The following is a 25834-nucleotide window of genomic DNA, read 5'->3' as shown; positions in this document are numbered from 1 at the left end:
CGTCCCACCTTGTGCACATCGCATGCGAACACGCTTAGGGTAATTCCATGACTACAACGTGGACTGTGAGCGATGTCGTTACTGTGATGGATCGGTGGTATCCACCCGAAACGGCACAAGAGTGGGACAAGGTAGGCCTCATTGTGGGAGATCCCTCACGCGAGGTGCGCCGCGTTCTCATTGCCGTTGATCCCGTGGCAGCGGTAATCGACGAAGCTGTGAGCAATGAGATCGACATGATCATCACACATCATCCGCTGTATCTGCGAGGCGTGTCGTTCCTACCTGAAAGCGACCCGAAAGGGCGCGTCGTCGCCACACTCGTACGTGGCGAGTGCGCACTGTTCAACGCCCACACCAATGCCGACATCGCCTATCGGGGAGTCGCGCATGCTTTGGCAGACCTGCTGGGACTGGAACGCACGCAGCCGCTGGACCCCTCGGGACGTGACCGCGACGGCCGCTCGGTGGGACTGGGGCGCGTCGGAACAATAGATCCGGTGACCCTGCGTGAATTTGCGCAGCGAGTGGCATCTGCATTGCCTGCCGGTCCGCACGGCCTGTTCGTGGGCGGAGACCTGGAATCAACCGTCGCGCGTGTGGCGGTGTCAGGCGGTGCAGGTGATTCCCTGCTTGAGCAGGCACGCGCATCCGGTGCCGACGTGTTCGTCACCGCTGATCTGCGCCACCACCCCTCGTCCGAACACCTCGAAGGCGGAGCGCCTGCACTGATCTCAGGATCCCATTGGGCGACCGAATGGCCGTGGGTTCCGGTGCTCGCGCAACGACTCAGCGAGCAAGCCGAGGCGGACAACGTCTCCGTCGACATCACAGCGTCTACCATAGTGACAGAACCATGGACGGCTCACATGCAGACAACCGGAGGAACTCAGTGAAGGCATCACCTGAAGATCAACGCTCGCTACTCGAGTTGCAGTCATTGGATCGCGCCATCATGAAGATGCGACACCAGCGTGACACACACCCGGCGCACGCCAAGCTGCGTGAACTTGCCGGACGGGCAGAGGACCTCAAGCGTGCTGCGATCAACCAGAGTGCAGTGATAGCCGACACGAAACGTGACGTGGCGCGCATCGAAGCGGACATTGAGCGAGTCAACACACGCAAGAGTGCCCAGGAAGGACGCATCGAACGCAATGAAGTTCCCCTGCGCGACATTAACGCAATGGAACACGAAATCGCCCAGATGCGCACCCGGCTCAACAGCCTCGAAGAAGACCAACTTGAAGTTGAAGAACGCCTCGAAGCTGCCCAAAAAGCACAAGACGACATGATCCGCGAAGCGCAGGCGTTGACGCAGGACGTGGAAGCAACCAAGAAACAGTTCGAAGATGATAACGCGCAATCTGACCTCGAACTGGCTGACCTGGAGTGCAAGAGAGCTGACCTGAATGACTCGCTGCCCTCTGACCTCATCGCCGAATACGACTCGGTCTGGCAGCGGCACAGCCCCTTCGCCATCGTGGAGGTGCGAGGCGGCGTCGTCACAGGAGCCACCGGCGAAATTTCGCCCGCCGAGCTGCAGCAGATAAATGCATTGCCCGCAGACGAGGTGTACTGGTGCGTCGACACCGGCCAGATAGTGGTGCGAACCGACGCCTAAACGTCGCCCCGGCCACGCGCGGTTCTTGCCTGACCGCACGCTATTCCACCCCGCCCCCGCACGATATCACCCGACAGCACGCCGTCCCCTGAAAATCACACCGATCGAAGTAGGCCCTGGCGCCGCGCGCGTCGTAGACTCGAGGATGCAGATGAGTCGGCCGGGCGGCCGCGGCACCGCGTGATGCGGTGACGAGGAACGTCCGGGCTCCACAGGGCAGGGTGATGGCTAACAGCCACCCGGGGAAACCCGCGGGAAAGTGCCACAGAAACAAGACCGCCGCTGGCGCGAAGAACACTTCGCACCAGCGGTCAGGGTGAAAAGGTGGGGTAAGAGCCCACCAGTAGGCCAGGTGACTGGTCTAGCTAGGTAAACCCCACCCGGAGCAAAACCGAGCAGCAAGTACGAGCGGCCCGCTCCACGCTTGCGGGTAGGTTGCTTGAGGCCAGTGGCAACACTGGTCCTAGAGGAATGGTCGCCGCTGCCGACTTCGGTCAGCAGGACAGAACCCGGCGTACAGGCCGGCTCATCTGCACTCTCACGCGTCCGACGGCAGTGTCAAAATGTCGGCGCCATCTTCGGTCACCACGATCGTGTGCTCGAACTGCGCGGTGCGGGAACGATCGGCCGTGACAACAGTCCAGTCATCATCCCACTGCTCCCATTCGACAGTGCCCAGCGTCAGCATCGGCTCAATGGTGAACACCATGCCCGGCTCCATCACCGTGTCATACAGTGGTGCAGCATCATAGTGCGGAATGATCAAACCCGAGTGAAAGGCTTCGCCCACGCCGTGTCCGGTGTAATCGCGCACCACGCCGTAGTCAAAACGCTTCGCATACACCGAAATGACACGTCCGATCACGTTGATCTCACGGCCAGGTTTGACCGCCCGGATCCCACGTATCATCGCTTCGCGTGTCCTCTCACTGAGCAGACGCGACTCCTGATCAACATTTCCCACCTCAAACATGGCGCAGGTGTCACCGTGGACACCCTCGTAAAACGCCGTGATATCGACGTTGACAATGTCGCCATCTTCGAGGGGGCGATCATCAGGAATGCCGTGGCAGATGACCTCGTTGATGGAAGTACACAGCGACTTCGGATACCCCATGTAACCCAGGCATGACGGGTAGGCGCCAGCACCGACAATAAAATCATGTCCGATGCGGTCGAGCTCATCGGTTGTCACACCGGGGCGAACCGCCTCACCCACGACACGAAGCGCATCGGCGGCAATGCGGCCAGCGTGGCGGATCCGTTCCACAGTGTCCGCATCCTTAATATCCGAGGCAGTGACGTTTTCAGGGCCATCGTGGAACATGTACTCGGGGCGTTCAATCGACTCAGGCACCGAGCGCATGGGGGAGATACGTCCGGCAGTCAGGTTGCCCAGCGGCGCGCGACGCGCATTGGCAGATGCCGGAATACGACCAGAATTGTCAGAACTACTCATAGCCCTAGCCTAGATCTTTTGCCGACCAGTGCTGGGATGTCACTGCTGGTGATAATTCTCCGGAGCAGGAAATGTGCCATCTTCCACACTTTCCACATACTCGGCAGCAGCCGCCGTGATCTCACGCCCGATCTGCGCGAAACGATGGACGAACGAAGGAACCCATTCCTGCATCCCCACCATGTCCGACCACACCAGTACCTGCCCATCGGTGTGCGGGCCAGCACCGATACCAATAGTGGGAATCTCCAGCGCAGCAGTGACGTCAGTGGCCACGTCGTCAGGCACCATCTCCAACACAACGGCAATCGCACCGGCATCCTGCAAAGCCAGCGCGTCAGCAATCATCGCATCGCGCTGATCGCCACGGCCACGCATACGCGGACCGCCGATCGTGTTCTCTGATTGCGGCGTGTACCCCAGGTGTCCGACGACGGGAATACCGGACTGGCTCAGTAGTCGGACAGCTTCCACGCGCGGTCGGCCTCCCTCGAGTTTGACCGCATGGGCACCAGCGCGCATCAATTGGGAAGCCGATTCAAACGCCTGCTGTGCACTGGCCTCGTACGTTGCGAACGGAAGGTCTGCCACTACCAGGGCGCGGCGTGTGGAACGTGCCACTGCTGCAGTTGCTCGAACCATGTCGTCCAACGTGACGCGCAACGTGGAGTCATACCCCAACATCACGTTGCCGTAGGAATCACCCACCAGCAGCATGTCAACACCTGCCGCATCCAGCAGCGGGGCAATAAGCGCATCATAAGCTGTCAACATCGTGAGTTTTCGGCCCTGCTGCTTAGCTTGAGCAAGGTGGTGGACGCGAACTTTTTTCGGTTTCGTCGGCGCGGGGACCGTATCAACGGCCGCAGCGTCGGAGGGCGCAAGTGAACTCATATCTGTAGCCTAGACGCTTTCGTCAGTGCACCGGGCTTACACGCGATCGCGCTCAGTGAACTGTCCAGCCAATGGCGACGAATGGGCGGACTCGCTTCGACGGCTAATATGGGGGAAGAGGAAACGTGGAGTTTTCCCGTATGACCGATTGTCAATTTCGACCGAGGAAGCAGGATATGGCTGACTGTGCTCCTGAGCTCAATCCGCTTGACGGTGAAGCGGTGAGCGCCCTCGTCACTGATGCGCTGGCGCGTATCAGTGAGGCGAGTTCGCTGGCCCAACTCAAGACCGTTCGCACCCAGGTGATGGGTGATCAGGCACCCCTGATCCAGGCTAACCGCACGATCGGGTCACTGGACCCCGCTGACCGTGCGCAGGCAGGCAAGACACTGGGCGGTGCCCGCAAGCAACTCGCCACTGCGCTGTCCGAACGTGAATCAGTGCTGCGCGACGAAGAGGAAGCCCGCGCGCTGGAGACGGAAGCCGTGGACGTCACGGTGCCGACCGGGCGCCAGAGTCTGGGCGCGCGTCACCCTCTGGAAACCTTGATGGAGGAAGTGGCCGACCTGTTTGTGTCGATGGGATGGGACATCGCAGAAGGCCCGGAAATCGAGCACGAATGGTTCAACTTCGATGCGCTGAACTTCGACATTGACCACCCGGCTCGCCAGATGCAGGACACCCTCTACGTCGATGGCCGCTCCGTCGGTGGCGACCACGAGGATGACGGTCACCTGGTGATGCGCACGCACACCTCGCCAGTTCAGGCCCGCTCCATGCTCGCTCGCGGTGTTCCGCTCTACGTCGCATGCCCCGGTAAGGTATTCCGCTCCGACGCGCTCGACGCGACACATACACCTGTTTTCCACCAGGTTGAGGGTCTGGCAGTTGATCGCCACCTGACGATGGCGCACCTGAAGGGAACGCTGGATCACTTTGCGCGCCAGATGTTCGGCCCTGACGCGCGCACGCGGTTGCGCCCCAGCTTCTTCCCCTTCACTGAACCGAGCGCCGAGATGGATCTGTGGTTCCCGCAGAAGAAGGGCGGCCCCGGCTGGATTGAATGGGGTGGCTGTGGCATGGTCAACCCAAACGTGCTGCGCGCCTGCGGCGTCGACCCTGACGAGTATTCCGGTTTCGCATTCGGCATGGGTATTGAACGCACGCTCATGCTGCGTCACGGCATCGCTGACATGCACGACATCGTCGAGGGAGACGTGCGCTTCTCCCAGCAGTTCGGACTCAACGGAAGGGGATACTGAACATGCCTATGGTTCCATTGTCGTGGCTTCGTGACCACGTAGAAATTCCCGCCTCCGTGACGGTTCCGCAACTGGCCGCAGCGCTGGTGAAAGTGGGCCTGGAGGAAGAAACAATTCATCCCGCCCGCGTGACGGGCCCGCTTGTCGTGGGCAAAGTGCTCACACGCGAGCCGAAAGAACAATCCAACGGCAAAGTCATCAACTACTGCCGCGTCGATGTCGGCCAGCACAACGACGAGCCGGGAACTGGGAAAGAGCCATCTGACCTGCCCAGTCGCGGCATCATCTGCGGTGCTCACAATTTTGATGTGGGCGACCTGGTGGTCGTCAGCCTGCCGGGCGCAGTTCTGCCCGGCCCCTTCGAGATCTCTGCCCGCAAAACCTACGGTCACATCTCTGACGGCATGATCTGTTCGGAGCGCGAACTGGGCCTCGGGGAGGACCACAACGGCATCCTCGTTCTGACCGACAAGTTCGATGCCGACCAGATCCCCGCTCCCGGATCAGATGTGATCCCACTGCTGGGACTGGGGGAAGAGGTCCTCGAAATCAACGTCACCCCTGACCGTGGCTACTGCTTCTCCATGCGTGGCGTGGCGCGCGAATACTCCCACTCAACGGGAGCAACCCTGACTGATCCCGGTCTGCCCGATGGCCTTGACCTGCCCGAACACTCCGACTCAGCTTTGAGCGTGGAAGTTGAGGACAAGCGCCCGATCCGCGACCACGTCGGGTGCGACCGCTTCGTTACACGCATCGTGCGCGGCGTCGACACGCACGCTCAGACGCCCAAATGGATGGTGGAGCGCCTGGAGATGGCAGGCATGCGCTCAATCAGCCTGCCCGTCGACGTCACCAACTACATCATGTTGGATCTGGGCCAGCCGATGCACGCTTACGACCTCGGTTCTGTGGCAGCACCCATCGTGGTGCGCAGAGCTGAAGAAGGTGAACATCTCGTCACCCTCGATGGTGAAGATCGCGCACTGAACGACGAAGACCTGCTTATCACGGATTCTCCACAAGGCCAGCATGGATCGCGCATTATAGGACTTGCCGGAGTGATGGGCGGCCTCGACTCTGAAATCACTGAGGGGACAACAGACCTGGTCCTCGAAGCTGCGCACTTTGATTCCATTTCAATTGCGCGCACGTCCCGACGCCACTTCCTGGCCTCTGAAGCCTCGAAGCGTTTCGAACGCGGTTCGGATCCGGCGATTCCGCCCGTCGCGATTGCCCGGGCTTGCGCGCTGCTTGAAGAATACGGCGGGGGACGGGCTGACCCCCACGTGTTCGAGGTCAATACCGTGCCCGAAGCTCGACCGATCGACATGAAAGTGAGTGAGACGCAGCGCCTGACCGGACTCGAATTGCCTCCGGCACGCATTCGCGAACTGCTGGAAACAATCGGCTGCCAGGTTCATGGCGAGGACAGCGAGGCCCAATGGCAGGTGACACCTCCGAGCTGGCGACCTGACCTGACCGGGCCTGCCGACCTGGTCGAAGAGGTCGCGCGCCTGCACGGATACGATGAGATCCCGTCAATCCTGCCGCAAGCCCCCGCTGGACACGGCTTGACCACGGCGCAGAAGGCTCGCCGTGACGTCGCACGCGTCCTGGCCAATGCTGGACTGACCGAGGCAGAGTCCTACCCCTTCATGTCCACTGCTGCCCATGACCGCCAGCAGCTGGCTGCCGATGACCCGAACCGTCAGGCAGTGCGCCTGCGCAATCCGCTGGCCGACGATGCGCCGCTGCTGCGTACACGCATCCTGGACACGCTGCTCGATGTTGCCGGACGCAACATGTCACGCGGTATGAACCACATCGCGGTCTTTGAGATTGCGAAGGTTGTGCGCCCGGCAGGAACGGTTCCATCCGATCTGCCGTCCGCTGAGCAGCGTCCCTCTGCCGAGGTGGAAGCTCAGCTCCAGGCCGGCGTTCCCTCGCAGCCGTGGCATGTGGGAGCAATCTTGTGCGGAAATGCCACAGGTAACGGGGTGTTCGAGCAGCCCCGCGTCTACGACTGGGCCGATGCCATCGACCTCGTCTGGCGCGTCGCACAGTCACTGGGCGTCAAGGTGGAAACAGCACGCGGCTGGCTTCCTGAATCTACCCCCGTGCGCAAGGGGCCGCCGATGCCTCAGGCGAGCAGTGACCCGCACGCAGTGGCACCGTGGCATCCAGGCAGGATGGCGCAGGTTTTCGTCCGCAACGGCAAGACTCTGACTGTTGTGGCGCGAGCCGGCGAACTTCACCCGCGTGTATGTGAGGCATTCGGTTTACCCAAGCGCTCATGCGCACTGGAGCTGGACGTCGACGCGCTGGTGGCGCATATGGCGGAAGAACCAATCCAGGTGAGCGGCGTGTCAACGTTCCCGGTGGCAAAAGAAGACTTCGCACTGGTTGTCGCCAATGACATTCCCGTTGCCCGCGTTGCTCAGGTGATTCGCCAGGCGGCAGGTGCCCTGGCCGAAGAGGTATCCCTCTTTGACATTTACGAGGGCGACCAGGTTCCCGACGGTCACCGCTCGCTGGCCTTCACTGTGAAACTGCGTGCCGATGATCGCACTCTGAGTGCAGATGAGGTTACGCGCACACGCAACGACATCATTTCTCGCACAGGTAAGACGCTCGGGGCGCAACTTCGCGCATAACGAATGCGCGAATCGTGATCAGTGCGGCCGGTGCGTGAAGCGCCGGCCGCACTGGCGCATACGCGTGTGCTCGGGCGTTAGTCCTGCTCAGAGTCTGAAACGTATGCACAGCAGGGCAGTATTTGCGACTTCTTGACCGATTCGGCTCACATTGGCGCGCCAAAGCGTCCATACTGGGATTATGAAAATCCTCGTCACTGCTTCGTCAAAACATGGTGCAACCCGTGAGGTTGCCGAACGTATCTCTGACCGTCTGCGCTCGCACGACTTCGATGTCGAGATGATCAATCCGGAGGATGTGAAGTCTCTGGAATCCTACGATGCTGTTGTGTGCGGTTCAGCCGTGTACATGACGCAGTGGATGGCGCAGGCGAACGATTTCATGGAGCGTTTTCGCCCGAACCTGCTGTCGATGCCAGTGTGGGCTTTTTCAGTGGGTCTGTCCGGAGTGCCGAAGCATTCGCTGCAGGATCCCTCGCGCATTGGTCCGGTGCTGATGAAGGTGCCGATTGTTCACCACCAGAAGTTCCCGGGTCGTTACGACCCCTCGCGCCTGTCACTGCGTGAGCGCACCATCGCGCGCCTTGCCGGTGCGGTAGAAGGTGATTTTCGGCCGTGGGACGAAGTGGATCAGTGGGCAGATGAGATAGCACAGGATCTGAAGTTGGGTAATACGGCACCGCAGGAGTCGGACGCTCAGTAGTCCTGGTGTCCATATAGAGGACACCCGTTATGCAAATTATGCATGACTGTGTATAGTCATGCATATGAATTTTCGGGCAGCTATTGCAGGAGTATCGGGATACGCAGGAGGCGAAATCGCACGCCTCCTTACCGCGCATCCTGACATCACGCTCAGCATAGTTACGGGAGCATCTTCCGCCGGCAACACCCTGGCACAGATGCATCCGAACATCACCGGGCCCCAAGGTGCGCTGGTGATCCAGGACACAACAGCCCAGGCTCTCGGCGGCGTTGATGTGATTTTCCTGGCCCTGCCACACGGACACTCCGCCCGACTTTCCGATGAGCTCGCACGCGCAGGCACGTCAGCACTGATCATCGACTGCGCTGCCGACCATCGACTGACCGATGCAGACGAATGGCATCGCTACTACGGCACCGACGCAGCCGAACCGTGGACCTATGGAATGCCAGAGTTGCTGCACAGCGGCGAAACACAGATGACACGTCAACGCGACGCCCTCGCACACGCCGGTCAGATCGCCGTGCCCGGCTGCAATGCGACAGCAGTCACCCTGGCAATACAGCCAGCCATCGCCGCGCACATCGTCGAACCCACCCTATGCGCCACCTTGTCAGTGGGTTATTCAGGTGCCGGTCGATCACCCAAACAGCATCTGCTGGCCTCCGAGGCACTCGGCGCGATCGTGCCTTACGGCGTGGGAGGGACCCACCGGCACATCCCCGAAATCATCCAAAACCTGCGCATCAGCGGGGCGGACGACGTTCGCCTGACATTCACGCCCGTTCTGGTCCCCACAGCTCGCGGCATCGTGGCGACAGTGGTGGCACCGCTGCACGCATCCGTCAGTGCAGATGACGTGGCCCACGCCTACAGCATCTACGATAATGAGCCGCTGATCGGTGTCAGCCACGAGGCACCCTGGCCGTCCACTGCGCCTGTCAACGCGACCGGCTGTGCCCTCGTCAATGCAGTGATTGACGAACGTGCCCACAGTCTTGTCACTATCTGCGCACTCGACAACCTCGGTAAAGGAACTGCGAGTGCAGCCATCCAGAGCGCAAACCTTGCGCTCGGCCTGCCTGAACTGACCGGAATCCCCACCATCGGAGTGACACCATGAACCAGACAGCACCATTGGTCGGCGTGACAGCACCTCAGGGATTTCTCGCATCAGGGGTTCACGCAGGGATCAAAGCCAGCGGTAACCGTGACGTCGCCCTCGTCGTCAACACCGGACCGACCGAGCTTCGCGCCTCGGCAGCAGTCTTTACCTCCAACCGCGTCGCCGCTGCTCCCGTCCATCTTTCCCGCGCACACTTCGCCGCGGGCACTGTCAGTGCCGTCGTGTTGAACTCCGGGGGAGCAAACGCCTGCACGGGCGAGCAGGGCGCACGTGACGCCCAACAGATGGCCGACCACGTCGCGCAGGCACTCAGCCTGGCCGACAGCATGCAGGTCGGTGTGTGCTCCACCGGTTTGATCGGTGAGCTGCTGCCGATGGAGGCAGTAATCAGCGGAATTGATATGGCGGTGGGCGAACTTGCTGATACGCCTGAAGCGGGAGCCAACGCTGCCGATGCCATCCGAACCACCGATACCGTGAACAAGACGATCGAGATTCATGCAGACGGCTACACGGTCGGAGGAATGGCGAAAGGTGCAGGTATGCTCGCGCCGGCACTGGCGACCATGCTGTGCGTCCTGACAACCGATGCAGTCGTTGACCAGCGTGAACTTGACGCCGCCTTGCGTGAAGCGGTCCGCACGACGTTTAACCGCGTGGACTCAGATGGATGCCGCTCCACCAATGACACGGTCATTGCACTGGCTTCTGGAGCATCCGGTCACCGCGCCGATGCACAGGAACTGACCGAACATCTGCGCAGCGCCTGCGCCACGCTGGCACGTCAGCTTATCGCGGACGCCGAGGGTGCCACCCACGACATCGACATCACCGTGCGCGGTGCACACAGTGAAGAAGCCGCCGAGATTATCGCCCGGGCCGTCGCGCGATCGAACCTGCTCAAGGCCGCAATTTTCGGCAATGACCCGAACTGGGGGCGTGTCCTGTCAGAAATCGGCACAATCCCTGAAGAGGTCGCACCATTTGACCCGGATGCCATTGACGTGAGCTTCAACGGTGTGCAGGTCTGCCAGGCAGGGGGAGTGGGGCAGTCGCGAGACCTCGTCGACATGACGGATCGGCAGGTCAATATTGAGGTCGATCTGCACAATGGTTCAGCCAGTGCCACCGTCATCACCTCCGACCTGACCTACGACTACGTCCACGAGAACAGCGCGTACTCATCATGACCACACTGACCGCGCAGGATAAGACCGCTATTTTGCTGGAAACAATGCCGTGGCTGCGTCACCACCGCGGCAAGTATGTCGTGATCAAGTATGGCGGCAATGCGATGGTGGACGACTCACTCATGCACGCATTTGCCCAGGATGTCCTTTTCTTGCACCAGTGGGGTGTCAAGCCGGTCGTCGTTCACGGCGGTGGTCCTCAGATCAACCAGATGCTGTCCCGGGTGGGCCTTGATGCGCCCTTCACCAAAGGGCTGCGGGTCACCACCGAGGACGTCATGGAGATTGTGCGCATGGTGCTGATTGGAAAAGTACAGCGCGAACTGGTCAGCCTGCTCAACGTTCAGGGTTACCAGGCCATCGGACTGGCAGGAGAAGACGCGGGTCTGTTCCAGGCTCAACGCACACCCGCATGGGTCGATGGTGAAGCCGTTGATATTGGATTGGTGGGAACTATTACCCACGTCAACGCCCAGCCACTGATGGCGCTGGTGGATTCGGGTTTCATCCCGGTAGTCTCCTCCGTTGCACCCAACCAGGATGCGCCATCTGGAGTGCTCAACATTAACGCCGATTCTGCTGCAGCAGCACTGGCTGGCGCGATCGGTGCTGAAAAGCTCATCATGTTGACCGACGTGGAAGGACTCTACGCAAACTATCCGGATCCAAACTCTCTGATCAGTCGCCTCTCGCGCAGCGAACTGGCCGCCCTCGTTCCCACCCTTGATTCGGGGATGGCGCCGAAGATGACTGCTGCGCTGGCCGCCCTCGAACAGGGTGTGCCGCGTGTCCACGTCATCGACGGCCGCCAGCCGCACTCCATGCTGCTGGAAGTCTTTACTGACGAGGGCGTCGGAACGATGATCACCACCGACGGAAATGAAGGGGAGGATCAATGACCTGGGAAAATCGCTACCATGAGGCGCTCATGGACACATTTGGACCTCCTCAGCGTATCCTCACGCGTGCACAGGGCTGCACGGTTGTGGACGACACCGGAGCAGAGTACCTGGACCTGCTGGGCGGAATTGCCGTCAACGTGCTGGGACATTGCCACCCGGCCATTGAGCGCGCAGTGAGTACGCAACTGGCAACACTGGATCACGTCTCCAATTTCTTTGCCACACCGCCGCAGATTGAACTGGCCGAACGTGTTCTCGGCATCGTGTGCGCGGACGCCGTTCCAGACGGATCACGTGTCTTTTTCACCAATTCGGGTACGGAGTCCAACGAGTGCGCCATCAAAATGATCCGCACCTGGGGCAACAGGAAGATCGACGAGGGTACCAAGGGCTTTTCTGCCGACACGACACCTCGCATCATTGCGTTGACTGGCGCATTCCACGGACGCTCAGCGGGCGCACTCTCAGTGACCTGGAAAGAGGCTTACCGCACGCCATTTGCACCGTTGCTCGAAGGAATCGAATTCATTGAGCCGAACAATTTGGACGCACTCGACCGCCACCTGACCCAAGGCGTGGCAGGCATCATCGTTGAACCCATCCAGGGAGAAGCAGGCGTCTACCCGCTCAGTGATGAGTACCTTCAGGCCGTGCGTCTGCGCTGCAATGAGATCGGCGCACTGATGGTCGTTGACGAAGTACAAAGCGGCATGGGACGCACCGGACAGTGGATGGCGCACCACCACGCAGGAATCACGCCCGACGTCGTCACCCTCGCCAAAGGACTAGGTGGAGGCATGCCGATTGGAGCCTGCGTCGGTATCGGCCAGGCTGGATCGATCCTGACCCAGGGAATGCACGGCACGACTTTTGGCGGCAACCCGGTGTGCGCCGCCGCAGGCCTGGCCGTCATCGACACCATCGAAAACGATGCGTTGCTGGCACACGCCCTCACGCTGGGTGAACAGTGGCGCGCCGAACTGCGTGAGACAGGCGGAGCGGCGGTGCGCGAGGTGCGCGGACGCGGCCTGCTTATTGCGGTCGAATTTAATGAACCGTGCGCCAGTGCGCTTGTGCGCCATGCAGCTGACGAAGGATTTATCATTAATGCGCCAAACGCCCATACAATCCGTCTGGCACCACCGTTAACGCTGTCACACCAGCAGGCTCAGTCCTTCACTGAGGCTCTGCCTGCATTGGTTCACAGCGCCCGGCAGACACTCGGCCACGCACACAAGGAGGACTGATGACAGACCACGCCGGCCCTGACACGCAAGGCATCCCGTCGTCACGCACCGCTCGACGCGGAGCCATTGTGGACATCCTTGCCGATCAGCAGATCTCCTCTCAGAAGGAACTGCGTGAAGCACTGGCCGTATTGGGTATCGAAACGACGCAGGCCACTTTGTCACGTGACCTCGTGGAGATGCACGCCACGAAGATTCGCACGGCCTCAGGTAAACAGATCTATTCAGTGCCGGACCTGGACGGGGAACAGACGCGTCGTGGAGAAGAATCACTGGCGCGCCTGGAGCGATGGGCTCAGGACCTGCTCGTTGCAGTAGACACCGCCGGCACATTCCTGGTTGTGCGCACACCAGTGGGCGCAGCCAACCTGCTCGGATCAGCCATCGACACCGCGCGGCTCGAGGGAGTCGTTGGCACCGTGGCAGGAGATGACACTATTTTCGTCGCATGTCGCAGCACTGAGGACGCCGTGGAACTTCAGTCAACACTGATCGCACTGGTCGAGCCTCGCCAATAAGCGTGAATCATTCGAGTACGACAATCAAAGGGTAGAAACGAAATGAGTGAACACAAAGACCGCGTTGTACTGGCCTACTCCGGTGGGCTTGACACCTCTGTTGCAATCGGCTGGATCGAACAGCAGACAGGTATGGAAGTGGTTGCCGTTGCCGTTGACGTGGGGCAGGGCGGCGAAGACCTGGAGGTGATCCGCCAACGCGCCCTCGACTGCGGCGCCGTGGAAGCATACGTCGCAGATGCGAAGGAAGAGTTTGCTTTCGACTACTGCATGCCCGCGCTGAAAGCCAACGGACTGTACCAGGGGCGCTACCCCCTCGTATCTGCGCTGTCACGCCCGCTGATCGTTAAGCACCTGGTGCGCGCCGCACGGCAATTCGGCGCCACCACCGTGGCACACGGCTGCACCGGCAAAGGCAACGACCAGGTCCGCTTCGAAGTATCCCTCACATCGATGGCTCCTGACCTGAAAACGATCGCTCCCGTGCGTGACCTCGCGTTGACCCGCGACGTGGCCATCGACTACGCCAACAAGCACAATCTGCCCATTGAGACGACGAAACACAATCCCTTCTCGATCGACCAGAACGTGTGGGGTCGTGCCATCGAAACAGGGTTCCTTGAAGACATCTGGAACGCGCCGACCAAGGACGTGTACAACTACACCGACGACCCGACCTACCCGCCACTTCCTGACGAGGTAGTCATCACCTTCGAGCAGGGTGTCCCCGTCGCCATCGATGGGCGTGCCGTGACTCCTCTGGAAGCCGTTCAGGAAATAAACCGCCGCGCTGGCGCGCAGGGCATCGGCCGTATCGACATTGTCGAGGACCGCCTGGTGGGCATCAAGTCGCGTGAAATATATGAAGCACCAGGAGCCGTGGCCCTGATCGCCGCTCACCAGGAGCTTGAAAACGTCACCGTCGAGCGCGAACTGGCACGCTACAAGCGCCGCGTGGACGAACGCTGGTCCGAACTCGTCTACGACGCGCAGTGGTACTCACCGCTCAAGAATGCGCTGGACGCTTTCATCGAGAACACGCAGACCTACGTCAGTGGTGACATTCGCATGACGCTGCACGGTGGGCGAGCAACGGTGACAGGTCGACGCTCCGACTCCTCCCTGTACGACTTCAACCTTGCGACCTACGAGACGGGCGATACCTTCGACCAGTCCCACTCGCGCGGCTTCATTGAAATCTACGGAATGAGCGCCAAACTGGCAGCAGCCCGCGACGTGCGTTTCGGACGCGGTGTGAACTTCGACGAGGACGCGCACTAGTCGGCGCTTCCTCTCGTGATCGAACCGTAACCGGATCGTTTCTAAAGAGCGTCCGACTCCTCATCGAACCGATTAGGACTTACCCCCGGTTTTTCGTACCCTCGTATTCTGAGGCATCGAAGCCGGGGGTTGTCCCTGCCCACGGCACGAACCTCCGCTTCTTCATTTCACCACCAGGTTTTCGAGGGGACACATGGCGCACCACCTTGCGATCGCATCCTCCTCGTCACGGCGTCTTCTTGACCGGACAGTGACGAGGGAGGCTTCCTCGGATGTGCGCCCTCGTGAGCTGCGCGTCACCATGTCGTCTCCGCTGCGAAACGCCGGCTGGGCGCTCAGCACCTTGACGTGGGCAATTCGCAGAGCACGCCTGAATGCAACACTTCGGTGGGGTGCTCACGCCAACGAATACCTCGAACCCATGATTGCCTGGGTCTTTTTCCTGACATTCAGCGGAACGGGATTTCGCGCGCTGATCGGATGGGTCGGATACGGCATCATCGTCGTGCTGTCCGCAGCAGTATTCATCGCGATGTTTGTCATTGCGGGGCGGCGCGTGACGATCCGCCGTGTCCCGTGGACGATCGCGGCATTCCTACTGGTGTGCTGGATGTCAGCCCTGTGGGCCGAGTATCCGGGGATCTCAGCGTTAGCATCACTGGGCAGCACACTGAGCGCTCTCATTGGAATCATGATCGCCATCGCGGTGCCGCTGGAGCGCCTCATCGACGCGTTCGCCGCAGCGATGCGATGGTCGGTGGGAATCAGCCTGGTGATGGAGCTATGGTGCGCCATCTTTGTCGGCCATCCGATCGTTCCTGTGTGGCTGCGCGGCCAGGGTAACGTGGGCGCCACGCAGCTGTGGACTGAATCCGCACTGTTCAGAGGTGGCCCCATCCAGGGGTTTGTCGGCAACCGCAACCCACTGGCCGCAATCGCACTGTTCGGCATCATCTGCACGGTGATTCAGCTCCGCGCGCGACGCATGAGCTCCAGGCGTGCCCTCACATGGTTCGCCCTCTACGCGGCGACACTGGCGCTGACACGGTCAGCTACCGTTTTCGTGGCGCTGCTGGCATGCGCCGGAGTATTCCTGGTTGGAACCGTTCTACGGCGCGTGCGCGCGCACAGGCGGCAGCGCGTCCTGCGAATTTCGGCGATGGCTCTGCTGATCGTCAGCGTCGTCGGAGCGCTCCTGTACGCCCCGATCGCTGAGTTTATCGGTCGCGACGCAGACCTGACGGGACGCTCTGACATCTGGCGTGCAGTGTTTGAGCTGTGGAAACAACGGCCCATCGGCGGGTGGGGATGGGTCATGCTGTGGCCACCGTGGATCCCGATGTATCGCGATCTGGTGATTCGTCAGGACGGCGCGCCCACGCCTCACGCCCACAACGCATTCGTGGACGTGTCGTTCCAGACCGGACTCATTGGCCTGGCCGTCTTCGTCATTGCCATCTGCGTCATCGGTATTCGCGTCTTGCACGTCGCCATTCGCCGTATCGACGGTGACGTGTACTCGCTGGCACCGGCACTGATGATGACGGCCATTTTGGTGCAGTCCCTCACTGAATCGCGCCTCCTATTCGAAGGCACATGGATTCTGTTCGTCGCCCTGGCCACATGGCTGGTCGTCAGGGTCGAACAGGAAGACAGCGAAGTGGGCGTGGGGGTATTGTCCCTGCCGGTCCCGCCTAGTCCTGGTCAACGGGGTCGCGCACCACAGGACACGACATACAGCGCGGACCGCCGCGGCCGCGTCCCAGCTCAGCCCCCTGAATCTCGATGACATCGATGCCTGCGCGGCGCAACGCAGCATTACACAGCGGGGAACGATCATAGGTAATCACCTTGCCAGGTGCAATCGCCAGCGCATTGAAACCGTCATTCCACTGCTCGCGATCCACGTCGGAGAAGGTGCCATCTGGACTGATGAAACGCAACGAGCGGCCCATCAGCACTTCCAGTGCGCGTCGAAGATCGTAATGCATATCCTCGACGATCGGAGCGCCCCCATCGGGGCCGGGTCGCAACGTCATCGTGCGCACGTCACCCAAGCGCGGATACAGCAAGAAAGCATCCCGGTCGACCTGCGTCAACACTGTGTCCAAGTGCATGAAGGTACGCACATGCGGCAATACGACAGCCAGGACCGTGTGGGCGTGACCGGCCTCGAACATTTTGACAGCCAAGCGCTCAACACCTTGCGGCGTGGTGCGTTCCGACACGCCAAACACACCGATCCCATCGCCCACCACCAGAGCGTCGCCGCCCTCGGCACTGCGAATAGCACCTGATGTGCCGCGCGACCACCAGTGGAAATCCCAGGGGGCAAAACGTGGATGGTACTGGTAGATAACCGAATAGTGCAGCGATTCGCGCTCGCGCGCCAGACGTGACATCGAATTGACGGCCACACCACCGTGAATCCACGCAGACGCATCCCTCGTGAACAGGTGGTTTGGCAGGGGACGAATCAGGAAATCTTCATCTTCGAGCGTGCGTGTCACCAGCGAGCGCACAGGCGACACGCTCTTCCACTCATCGACCGTCAAACCGTCCACACACATGGCGGTCAGGCGATCTGCCGACAGATCCGCCGTCCATTCGCGCAGCGCAGGGGTGAGCACCGGTCCGAGCCGGCGTTCATTGAGCGTGCGATCCAGTACCGCCTGGCGGGCCTGCTCGTGGTGCAGTGTCTGCGACAACAATGTGCGCAGCTTGTGCACCTCGATGCCTTCGCCCTCCATGACTTCGACGAACTGATCGTGCTCAGCTCGTGCACGGCCCGGATCCATCAGATCATCAAAAAGAAGCTCAGCATGATTGAGGGGAGTGAGCCGTTCGACTTCCTGACCGGGGCGGTGCACGATCACCTCACGCAGCCGACCGATCTCGGAATCCACACGGGGATTGACGTCCACTGTTCCTCCTCACATTGCTGCAGTGCTGAGTATATGCATTTTGTCTGTGTCGATGTTGGCATCGCGGCGTGCGAACAGGCATCATGAAACTATGAGCGCAAACTCGACATTTGATGCAGCACAACGCCAATCGTCTCCCGCCCGTCCCGTCGCATTGTGGGGTGGACGATTTTCAGGCGGCCCCTCTCAGGCGCTTGCCAGATTGTCCGTGTCAACTCACTTTGACTGGCGGCTGGCCCAGGCTGATCTGGCCGGCTCGAAAGCTCATGCACGCGCCCTAAACAGAGCAGGGCTGCTGACCGACGAAGAACTGGACGGCATGGAATCCGCTCTCGACGAACTCAGCGCAGAAGTCGCATCGGGCGCCCTCGTCCCTGACCCTGATGACGAGGACGTGCACACTGCGCTCGAACGCGCATTGATCGACAAAGCGGGCGCTGAACTGGGTGGGAAGTTGCGCGCCGGCCGCTCACGCAACGATCAGATCGCTACGCTCATCCGCATGTATCTGCGCGACGAGGCGCGACACATTGGAGCGCTGACACTTGACGTTGTGGACGCACTGCTCGAACAGGCTCGCCTGGCGGGGGATGCGATCATGCCCGGACGCACTCACATGCAGCACGCGCAGCCCGTTCTGGTCGCCCATCACCTCGGCGCACATGTGTGGCCCTTACTGCGCGATGTGGAACGTCTGCGTGACTGGGATCAACGAGCTGCCGTCAGCCCGTACGGTTCGGGCGCACTGGCAGGAAACACGCTGGGAATGGACCCACAGACCATTGCCGAGGAACTGGGCTTTACCGACAGTGTCGCCAACTCTATCGACGGCACAGCTTCGCGCGACGTGGTTGCAGAGTTCGCCTTCGTCATGACGATGATCGGAATCGACCTATCGACCCTGTGCGAAGAAATCGTCATCTGGAATACCCGAGAATTCGACTATGTGACTCTGGATGATTCGTTCTCCACGGGCTCATCGATCATGCCGCAGAAGAAGAATCCCGACGTGGCCGAACTGGGACGAGGCAAGGCCGGGCGCATGATCGGTGACCTCACGGCGCTGCTGAGCGTCCTCAAAGGAATCCCGCTGGCTTACGATCGAGACCTGCAGGAAGATAAGGAACCTGTCTTTGATCAGATCGACACGCTTGACGTGCTGCTGCCGGCCATTGCCGGAATGGTCTCCACGATGCGCCTGAACTTCGAGCGAATGGCGCAGCTTGCACCACAGGGTTTCTCGCTGGCTACAGATATTGCCGAGTGGCTCGTCAAACAGGGAGTGCCTTTTAGAGTGGCGCACGAACTGTCCGGTGCGTGCGTGCGCCAGGCAGAGGCACGAGGCGTGGAATTGTGGGACCTGACCGATGACGAATTTGCTGCGATCAGCGAGCACCTGACACCTCGCGTGCGCGACGTGCTCAGCGTTGAGGGATCGGTTGCTGCCCGCAATGCCCGAGGAGGAACGGCGCCGGACCGGGTGCGCGAGCAGTTGTCCGAGGCGACCCGTCTGGCCAGCACGCATCGCGCCTGGATTCAGGAGGGCGTGGCGTCGTCTCATTCGTAGTGGACACGTGTGACGAGGGTGGCCCGACCCGACTAAGCTAACCGCAGTAGGTGAACGCCTGCCTGGCGCGCGCCTGAGAGAAGAAAGCCAACACGACCGCGATCATAAGGAGAGCAGAGCGGTGACACAGGATTTAGTGGACGAACTACAGTGGCGTGGGCTGATTGCTCAGCACACGGATTTGGATGCGCTGCGTGCGCACCTGAACGCTGGTCCGGTCACCTTCTATTGCGGTTTTGATCCAACTGCCGCCTCTTTGCATCACGGTCACCTGGTGCAGGTGCTTCTCATGCGGCACCTGCAAAACGCTGGCCACAAGCCGTTGGCACTGGTTGGTGGCGCAACGGGCATGATCGGTGATCCGCGCCTGTCCGGTGAACGCCAGCTTCAGTCACGCGACGTGGTGGGACAGTGGGCGGACAGACTACGCGCCCAGCTTTCGCAGTTCCTTGAGTTCGACGGGCCGGCCGCGGCACGCCTCGTCAATAACCTTGACTGGACCAGCCAGCTGTCCGCGATCGACCTGCTGCGCGACGTGGGCCAGTACTTCCGAGTCGGCACCATGCTGTCAAAAGATATCGTCGCTCGCCGCCTGAATTCTGAAGAGGGAATCTCGTTTACCGAATTCAGCTACCAGATCCTCCAGGCGCATGACTACCTGCAACTGTTCCGGAACTACGGCTGCACCTTGGAAACCGGCGGAAACGACCAGTGGGGCAACATGATTGGCGGTGTGGAACTGATCCGCCGAGTCGAGGGCGCCACCACGCATGTGATGACCACACCGATCATCACGAAGTCTGACGGCACCAAGTTCGGCAAGTCCGAGGGCGGCGCGATCTGGCTGGATCCTCAGATGATGAGCCCGTACGCGTTCTACCAGTTCTGGCTGCAGGTCGCGGATGAGGATGTCGTGAAGTTGCTGAAGGTCTTCACCTTTGATTCCCGCGAACGCATCGAAGAGCTTGCCCAGTCGGTTGCCGAGCGTCCACATCTTCGCGAAGGACAGAAGGAGCTGGCCGAAAAGGTCACCACGCTGGTGCACGGTGCAGATGCAGTCGCTCGCGTGCAGGCTGCGACAGAAGCGCTGTGGGGCAGAGGAGATCTGCGTGAAGTTGACGAAGAGACGCTGGTTGCTGCGACTGGCGAACTACCATCCGGTAGCATTCGCGTTGGCCATGACACGATTGTGGATGCCTTGATTGCGTCGGGCCTGGAGAAGGGCCGCTCTGCTGCGCGCCGTACCGTCGCATCCGGTGGTGCGTATCTGAACAATGTCAAGGTCGAAGACGAAGACGCCCCGATTGAAGCATCAGACCTGCTCGCCGGCGGTCTGGCGCTCATTCGACGAGGGCGCCGCAACCTTGCTGTTGTGCATGCCAATCAGTGAACAAGTGCTGACTGAACCGAGGTGCGTGCAGGTGGCCGTGAACCGGCCTGAACGCGATGCTTGCCACTGACACGGCTCGGCTTAGCGCTACGTTGAGAATGTCGAGTGGCGAATCGACGATGCCAGCTGGCGTATTGAGAATATCGACCGGCGCGATGAGAACGTCAACGAGCGTGGTGAGAATGCCAATCGGTACGTGAGACTTGACGAAGGGCCGGGATCTGTGATGCAGATCCCGGCCCACTCATTTGACAGATCGCCCCGATTGTTCGTAGAGTATTTTCTTGTCGCCCGGGCGGTGCTGATTGTTTGTGGTTGGTGTTGTTTGTGGTGGTTGTCCCGCGTTTGTGGCCTTTTGTTTGGGGTTGTGGGCGTGTGGGGGTGTTGTTTGTGAACTCGATAGTGTGTTTGTTTTGTTGATGCTTGTTTTTGTTTTTTGAGTTTTTTTGGTTGGGATTGGCTGCCCTGTTGTGGGGTGGTTGTTTTCTGAGCAGATTATGGTTTTTTGTTTTTTGTTTGGAGAGTTTGATCCTGGCTCAGGACGAACGCTGGCGGCGTGCTTAACACATGCAAGTCGAACGGGATCTGCGTGGCCTTTGTGGTTGTGTGGTGAGAGTGGCGAACGGGTGAGTAACACGTGAGTAACCTGCCTTTTTCTTTGGGATAACGCTCAGAAATGGGTGCTAATACTGGATGTTCTGCGCTTTCCGCATGGGGGGTGTGGGAAAGGGGCCTTTGTGGTTTCTGGAGGGAGATGGGCTCGCGGCTTATCAGCTTGTTGGTGGGGTGATGGCTTACCAAGGCTTTGACGGGTAGCCGGCCTGAGAGGGTGGGCGGTCACATTGGGACTGAGATACGGCCCAGACTCCTACGGGAGGCAGCAGTGGGGAATTTTGCACAATGGGGGGAACCTTGATGCAGCGACGCCGCGTGAGGGATGGAGGCCTTCGGGTTGTGAACCTCTTTCGCTCGTGTGCAAGCCGCTATTTGGGTAGTGGTGAGTGTAGCGGGTAAAGAAGCGCCGGCTAACTACGTGCCAGCAGCCGCGGTAATACGTAGGGCGCGAGCGTTGTCCGGATTTATTGGGCGTAAAGGGCTTGTAGGCGGTTTGTCGCGCCTGTCGTGTAATCCTCTGGCTTAACTGGGGGTGTGCGGTGGGTACGGGCAGGCTTGAGTGCGGTAGGGGAGATTGGAATTCCTGGTGTAGCGGTGGAATGCGCAGATATCAGGAGGAACACCGGTGGCGAAGGCGGGTCTCTGGGCCGTTACTGACGCTGAGGAGCGAAAGCGTGGGGAGCGAACAGGATTAGATACCCTGGTAGTCCATGCTGTAAACGTTGGGCACTAGGTGTGGGGGCCGCCCTTGGTTTCTGCGCCGTAGCTAACGCTTTAAGTGCCCCGCCTGGGGAGTACGGCCGCAAGGCTAAAACTCAAAGGAATTGACGGGGGCCCGCACAAGCGGCGGAGCATGCGGATTAATTCGATGCAACGCGAAGAACCTTACCAAGGCTTGACATGCGCCCTGAGCGCCTAGAGATAGGTGTGCATTTGGTTGGGGGTGTGCAGGTGGTGCATGGTTGTCGTCAGCTCGTGTCGTGAGATGTTGGGTTAAGTCCCGCAACGAGCGCAACCCTTGCCCTATGTTGCCAGCGCGTTATGGTGGGGACTCGTGGGGGACTGCCGGGGTTAACTCGGAGGAAGGTGGGGATGACGTCAAATCATCATGCCCCTTATGTCTTGGGCTTCACGCATGCTACAATGGCAGGTACAGAGGGTTGCGATGCTGTGAGGTGGAGCGAATCCTTTAAAGCTTGTCTCAGTTCGGATCGGGGTCTGCAATTCGACCTCGTGAAGGTGGAGTCGCTAGTAATCGCAGATCAGCTACGCTGCGGTGAATACGTTCTCGGGCCTTGTACACACCGCCCGTCACGTCACGAAAGTTGGTAACACCCGAAGCTTGTGGCTTAACCTTTTTGGGGGGAGCAGGTGACGGTGGGATTGGCGATTGGGACGAAGTCGTAACAAGGTAGGCGTACCGGAAGGTGCGGCTGGATCACCTCCTTTCTAGGGAGCCCTGTTTGTGCGTTTGTTTCTGCTCTTTTTGGGGTGGGGCGCGTTGTGGGGTTGCAAGTGTTGGCGGAGCAGACACATTGTCGGGTTTTCTTTCAATTCCTGTGTGTTTTGGAAGTGTTTGTTGCCTGCGTCTGGCTGCTGCTGTTGTGGTGGTTGGGTGTGTGGTGGGTTGTTTGTGAACTGTATAGTGGTTGTGAGCATCTTTATTGTGTTTTCTGTGTTTTGTTGTTTTTGCATGTTTTCATGTTTGTGTTGTGTTTAGTTTTTGTGGGCATTCGGTGGATGCCTTGGTACCAAGAGCTGATGAAGGACGTGGCGGCCTGCGATAATCCTTGGGGAGTTGGCGAGCGAGCGTTGATCTGAGGGTGTCCGAATGGGGGAACCTGGCTGGGGTTGTGCCTGGTCACTATCATCTGAATTCATAGGGTGGTAGGGGGAACGCGGGGAAGTGAAACATCTTAGTACCCGTAGGAGAAGATATTTCGTCAGTAGTGGTGAGCGAAAGCGGATGATGGCTAAACCGTGTGCGTGTGTGACTCGGCGGGGGTTGCGTGTGCGGGGTTGTGGGGCTCTTTTTTCTCATCTTCTGCCGGGGGTGGGGGTGTGTGCGTGTGCGTGTGGTGAACATCTTGGGATGGGTGACCGAAGTATCGTGATAGTCGTGTAGCTGTGTGTGTGCGTGTGTGCTGAAGGGGTGCCCGAGTAGTGCGGGGCTCGTGGAATCTCGTGTGAATCTGCCAGGACCACCTGGTAAGCCTGAATACTTTTTGGTGACCGATAGTGCATAGTACCGTGAGGGAATGGTGAAAAGTACCCCGGGAGGGGAGTGAAATAGTGCCTGAAACCGGGTGCCTGTAAGCCGTCAGAGCCTGCTTTTGTTGGGTGATGGCGTGCCTTTTGAAGAATGAGCCTGCGAGTCAGTGATGCGTGGCGTGCTTAACCCGTGTGGGGAATGCGTAGCGAAAGCGAGTCTTAATTTTGGGCGTGTGTCGCGTGTTGTGGACCCGAAGCGGGGTGATCTACCTATGGTCAGGGTGAAGCTATGGTAAGACGTGGTGGAGGCCCGTACCCACCAGGGTTGAAAACCTGGGGGATGAACTGTGGGTAGGGGTGAAAGGCCAATCAAACTCCGTGATAGCTGGTTCTCCCCGAAATGCATTTAGGTGCAGCGTCACACTGGGCTTGGTGGAGGTAGAGCTACTGGTTGGTTGATGGGCCGTGTTGGTTACTGACGTCAGCTAAACTCCGAATGCCATTTCAAGTGGGTGTGGCAGTGAGACTGCGGGGGATAAGCTTCGTGGTCGAGAGGGAAACAGCCCAGATCATCGGCTAAGGCCCCTAAGCGTGCGCTGAGTGGGAAAGGATGTGGAGTCGCGTTGACAGCCAGGAGGTTGGCTTAGAAGCAGCCATCCTTGAAAGAGTGCGTAATAGCTCACTGGTCGAGTGGTTGTGCGCCGATAATGTAGCGGGGCTTAAGCGTGCCGCCGAAGCCGTGGCAATAACTTTTTGTTTTTGGGTAGGGGAGCGTCCTGCTCTGGGTGAAGCTGCCTGGTGATGGGTGGTGGACGGGGTGGGAGTGAGAATGCAGGCATGAGTAGCGTTTCGTGGGTGAGAATCCTACGCGCTGATTGACTAAGGGTTCCAGGGGCAGGTTTGTCCGCCCTGGGTTAGTCGGGTCCTAAGGCGAGGCCGACAGGCGTAGTCGATGGGTGACCAGTTGATATTCTGGTACCGTTTGTTTTCCGTCTGACGCTGCATGCTTTCGCGTCGTGTGCTTGCCGTGCGTGGTGTTGTCTTTCGGGATGATGCTGAGTGTGGCTGTGTGTGGTGTGGGGTGTGTGGTGAGCATTGGGGTGACGCAGGGAGGTAGTTGCTGCACACTGGTGGTTATGTGTGTCTAAGGTTGTGGCCTGTTTCTTGGGTGAAATCCGGGAAGCTGCGTTTGATCGCGTGGGTGAGGGCTGATGGGGCTGCCTGTTGGGGTGGCTAGTGGTGATCCTGTACTGCCGAGAAAAGCCTGGATGTGAGGAAGATGAGCGCCCGTACCCTAAACCGACTCTGGTGGTCAGGTAGAGTATACCGAGGCGTGCGAGTGAATCATGGTTAAGGAATTCGGCAAATTGCCCCCGTAACTTTGGGATAAGGGGGGCCCTGCTGGTGTGCCTGCTGTGCGTGGGTGGTGCTGGTTGGGGTCGCAGAGAATTGGGAGAAGCGACTGTTTATTAAAAACATAGGTGTGTGCTAAGCCGTAAGGCGCTGTATACGCACTGACGCCTGCCCGGTGCTGGAAGGTTAAGAGGACGACTTAACTGCTTTTTTGTGGTGAAGGTTTGAATTTAAGCCCCAGTAAACGGCGGTGGTAACTATAACCATCCTAAGGTAGCGAAATTCCTTGTCGGGTAAGTTCCGACCTGCACGAATGGCGTAACGACTTCTCCGCTGTCTCGACCGTGATCTCGGTGAAATTGCAGTACGAGTAAAGATGCTCGTTTCGCGCAGCAGGACGGAAAGACCCCGGGACCTTTACTATAGCTTGGTATTGGTGTGTGTTTGTGCTTGTGTAGGATAGGTGGGAGACTGTGATGCCGTGCCGCTAGGTGTGGTGGAGTCGTTGGTGAAATACCATTCTGGTTCAAGTATGCATCTAACTTGGAGCCCTGATCGGGTTTGGGGACAGTGCCTGGTGGGTAGTTTAACTGGGGCGGTTGCCTCCTAAAGGGTAACGGAGGCGCTCAAAGGTTCTCTCAGCCTGGTTGGTGATCAGGTGGTGAGTGTAAGTGCACAAGAGGGCTTGACTGTGACACTGACGGGTGGAGCAGGTACGAAAGTAGGAACTAGTGATCCGGCCATGGCTTGTGGAAGCGTGGTCGCTCAACGGATAAAAGGTACCCCGGGGATAACAGGCTGATCTTGCCCAAGAGTCCATATCGACGGCATGGTTTGGCACCTCGATGTCGGCTCGTCGCATCCTGGGGCTGGAGTTGGTCCCAAGGGTTGGGCTGTTCGCCCATTAA

At 59.6% G+C, this 25834-nt stretch carries 17 protein-coding genes, 2 rRNA genes and 1 other RNA gene; 17 read left to right on the top strand and 3 right to left on the bottom strand.

The features are described from left to right. The first annotated feature begins 47 nt into the window (after positions 1–47). The 3 genes from AC1DA5_RS09215 (at position 48) to rnpB (ending at position 2157) form a co-directional block, all read left to right on the top strand. The gene (locus AC1DA5_RS09215) at positions 48–896 is read left to right on the top strand and encodes a Nif3-like dinuclear metal center hexameric protein (RefSeq protein WP_058236934.1); all 849 of its coding nucleotides are present in this window, start codon (positions 48–50) and stop codon (positions 894–896) included. Next, positions 893–1624, top strand: coding sequence for a zinc ribbon domain-containing protein (locus AC1DA5_RS09210; RefSeq protein WP_058236933.1), 732 nt, complete (start codon positions 893–895; stop codon positions 1622–1624). The genes AC1DA5_RS09215 and AC1DA5_RS09210 overlap by 4 nt, the downstream gene beginning before the upstream one ends. A 152-nt stretch (positions 1625–1776) precedes the next feature. Further along, an RNA gene (rnpB, locus tag AC1DA5_RS09205) (RNase P RNA component class A) lies at positions 1777–2157 on the top strand. A 5-nt stretch (positions 2158–2162) separates the two neighbouring features. Here the strand turns inward: rnpB and map are convergent. Beyond that, the gene (gene map / locus AC1DA5_RS09200) at positions 2163–3083 is read right to left on the bottom strand and encodes a type I methionyl aminopeptidase (protein ID WP_257525473.1); all 921 of its coding nucleotides are present in this window, start codon (positions 3081–3083) and stop codon (positions 2163–2165) included. Positions 3084–3122: 39 nt separating this feature from the next. Further along, on the bottom strand, positions 3123–3977 hold the full coding sequence (gene panB / locus AC1DA5_RS09195; RefSeq protein WP_058236932.1) for a 3-methyl-2-oxobutanoate hydroxymethyltransferase: 855 nt from the start codon (positions 3975–3977) through the stop codon (positions 3123–3125). Positions 3978–4153: 176 nt separating this feature from the next. Here panB and pheS point away from each other — a divergent pair, with 176 nt between their 5' ends. The 10 genes from pheS to AC1DA5_RS09145 all read left to right on the top strand — a co-directional run bounded on the left by pheS (position 4154) and on the right by AC1DA5_RS09145 (position 16655). Then, entirely contained in the window at positions 4154–5239 is a 1086-nt protein-coding gene (pheS, locus tag AC1DA5_RS09190; RefSeq protein ID WP_058236931.1) for a phenylalanine--tRNA ligase subunit alpha, read from the top strand. 2 nt (positions 5240–5241) lie between these two features. Next, positions 5242–7896 (top strand): phenylalanine--tRNA ligase subunit beta, encoded by a 2655-nt coding sequence (gene pheT / locus AC1DA5_RS09185; RefSeq protein ID WP_058236930.1) that lies wholly within the window; start codon positions 5242–5244, stop codon positions 7894–7896. A 181-nt stretch (positions 7897–8077) separates the two neighbouring features. After that, positions 8078–8599 carry a flavodoxin domain-containing protein gene (locus AC1DA5_RS09180; RefSeq protein WP_058236929.1) on the top strand — a complete coding sequence of 174 codons (522 nt, stop codon included), beginning with the start codon at positions 8078–8080 and terminating at the stop codon, positions 8597–8599. Between the two features lie 64 nt (positions 8600–8663). Next, the gene (argC, locus tag AC1DA5_RS09175) at positions 8664–9725 is read left to right on the top strand and encodes an N-acetyl-gamma-glutamyl-phosphate reductase (protein WP_058237811.1); all 1062 of its coding nucleotides are present in this window, start codon (positions 8664–8666) and stop codon (positions 9723–9725) included. Continuing rightward, complete coding sequence (gene argJ, locus AC1DA5_RS09170; protein WP_480289984.1) at positions 9722–10918, top strand: bifunctional glutamate N-acetyltransferase/amino-acid acetyltransferase ArgJ; 1197 nt, start codon at positions 9722–9724, stop codon at positions 10916–10918. Before argC ends, argJ begins: the two co-directional genes overlap by 4 nt. Continuing rightward, positions 10915–11817, top strand: coding sequence for an acetylglutamate kinase (gene argB, locus AC1DA5_RS09165; protein WP_092648636.1), 903 nt, complete (start codon positions 10915–10917; stop codon positions 11815–11817). The genes argJ and argB overlap by 4 nt, the downstream gene beginning before the upstream one ends. Beyond that, on the top strand, positions 11814–13067 hold the full coding sequence (locus AC1DA5_RS09160; RefSeq protein WP_058236926.1) for an acetylornithine transaminase: 1254 nt from the start codon (positions 11814–11816) through the stop codon (positions 13065–13067). Before argB ends, AC1DA5_RS09160 begins: the two co-directional genes overlap by 4 nt. Further along, entirely contained in the window at positions 13067–13585 is a 519-nt protein-coding gene (gene argR / locus AC1DA5_RS09155) for an arginine repressor (protein WP_058236925.1), read from the top strand. Before AC1DA5_RS09160 ends, argR begins: the two co-directional genes overlap by 1 nt. A 42-nt stretch (positions 13586–13627) precedes the next feature. Continuing rightward, positions 13628–14866: an argininosuccinate synthase gene (locus AC1DA5_RS09150; protein ID WP_480289982.1), complete on the top strand. Its 1239-nt coding sequence runs from the start codon at positions 13628–13630 to the stop codon at positions 14864–14866. A gap of 193 nt (positions 14867–15059) precedes the next feature. Further along, complete coding sequence (locus AC1DA5_RS09145; RefSeq protein ID WP_058236923.1) at positions 15060–16655, top strand: O-antigen ligase family protein; 1596 nt, start codon at positions 15060–15062, stop codon at positions 16653–16655. Here the strand turns inward: AC1DA5_RS09145 and AC1DA5_RS09140 are convergent. Then, positions 16561–17790, bottom strand: a complete 1230-nt coding sequence (locus AC1DA5_RS09140; protein ID WP_058236922.1) for an arginine deiminase — start codon at positions 17788–17790, stop codon at positions 16561–16563. The genes AC1DA5_RS09145 and AC1DA5_RS09140 overlap by 95 nt on opposite strands. 91 nt (positions 17791–17881) lie before the next feature. Here AC1DA5_RS09140 and argH point away from each other — a divergent pair, with 91 nt between their 5' ends. From argH to AC1DA5_RS09120, 4 genes are all read left to right on the top strand, one after another. Then, positions 17882–19357: an argininosuccinate lyase gene (gene argH, locus AC1DA5_RS09135; protein ID WP_058236921.1), complete on the top strand. Its 1476-nt coding sequence runs from the start codon at positions 17882–17884 to the stop codon at positions 19355–19357. A gap of 121 nt (positions 19358–19478) precedes the next feature. Beyond that, on the top strand, positions 19479–20747 hold the full coding sequence (gene tyrS / locus AC1DA5_RS09130; protein ID WP_058236920.1) for a tyrosine--tRNA ligase: 1269 nt from the start codon (positions 19479–19481) through the stop codon (positions 20745–20747). Between the two features lie 513 nt (positions 20748–21260). After that, positions 21261–22811, top strand: a 16S ribosomal RNA gene (locus AC1DA5_RS09125). Positions 22812–23075: 264 nt separating this feature from the next. Continuing rightward, positions 23076–25834: ribosomal RNA gene (locus tag AC1DA5_RS09120) — 23S ribosomal RNA — on the top strand; the annotation flags it as partial.

The organism is Pauljensenia sp. C0254C2 (genome assembly GCF_056583835.1).
This window is presented reverse-complemented; position numbering and strand designations above follow the sequence as displayed.